Origin of the sequence: Bariatricus sp. TF06-38A, assembly GCF_027690675.1 — a bacterium.
Lineage (GTDB): Bacteria > Bacillota > Clostridia > Lachnospirales > Lachnospiraceae > Allocoprococcus > Allocoprococcus comes.
On the sequence record NZ_JAQFCE010000063.1, the window covers coordinates 1 to 1,452 of the forward strand.

1 rRNA gene is annotated in these 1,452 nt (G+C 53.4%); it reads right to left on the reverse strand.

Annotated elements, in window-relative coordinates:
• Window positions 1-22: 22 nt before the first annotated feature.
• Window positions 23-1,452 (reverse strand): 16S ribosomal RNA (locus PG418_RS19055); the annotation flags it as partial.

Consider the following 1,452-nt stretch of genomic DNA (forward strand, 5'->3'; position numbering starts at 1 on the left):
TTCCTTACTTCTTCTTCCTTAGAAAGGAGGTGATCCAGCCGCACCTTCCGATACGGCTACCTTGTTACGACTTCACCCCAGTTATCGGTCCCACCTTCGGCAGCTCCCTCCTTACGGTTGGGTCACTGACTTCGGGCGTTACCAACTCCCATGGTGTGACGGGCGGTGTGTACAAGACCCGGGAACGTATTCACCGCGACATGCTGATTCGCGATTACTAGCGATTCCAGCTTCATGTAGTCGAGTTGCAGACTACAATCCGAACTGAGACGTTATTTTTGAGATTTGCTTACCCTCGCAGGCTCGCTTCCCTTTGTTTACGCCATTGTAGCACGTGTGTAGCCCTGCTCATAAGGGGCATGATGATTTGACGTCATCCCCACCTTCCTCCAGGTTATCCCTGGCAGTCTCTCCAGAGTGCCCATCCGAATTGCTGGCTACTGAAGATAAGGGTTGCGCTCGTTGCGGGACTTAACCCAACATCTCACGACACGAGCTGACGACAACCATGCACCACCTGTCACCGGTGTTCCGAAGAAAAGGCATCATTACATGCCGGTCACCGGGATGTCAAGAGCAGGTAAGGTTCTTCGCGTTGCTTCGAATTAAACCACATGCTCCACCGCTTGTGCGGGTCCCCGTCAATTCCTTTGAGTTTCATTCTTGCGAACGTACTCCCCAGGTGGACTACTTATTGCGTTTGCTGCGGCACCGAAGAGCTTTGCTCCCCGACACCTAGTAGTCATCGTTTACGGCGTGGACTACCAGGGTATCTAATCCTGTTTGCTCCCCACGCTTTCGAGCCTCAACGTCAGTCATCGTCCAGTAAGCCGCCTTCGCCACTGGTGTTCCTCCCAATATCTACGCATTTCACCGCTACACTGGGAATTCCACTTACCTCTCCGACACTCTAGCTGCATAGTTTCCAAAGCAGTCCCGGGGTTGAGCCCCGGGCTTTCACTTCAGACTTACACAGCCGTCTACGCTCCCTTTACACCCAGTAAATCCGGATAACGCTTGCACCATACGTATTACCGCGGCTGCTGGCACGTATTTAGCCGGTGCTTCTTAGTCAGGTACCGTCATTTTCTTCCCTGCTGATAGAGCTTTACATACCGAAATACTTCTTCGCTCACGCGGCGTCGCTGCATCAGGGTTTCCCCCATTGTGCAATATTCCCCACTGCTGCCTCCCGTAGGAGTTTGGGCCGTGTCTCAGTCCCAATGTGGCCGGTCACCCTCTCAGGTCGGCTACTGATCGTTGGCTTGGTAGGCCGTTACCCCACCAACTACCTAATCAGACGCGGGTCCATCTCATACCACCGGAGTTTTTCCCACTGAGCCATGCGGCTCCGTGGTCTTATGCGGTATTAGCAGTCATTTCTAACTGTTATCCCCCTGTATGAGGCAGGTTACCCACGCGTTACTCACCCGTCCGCCACTCAGTCACAAA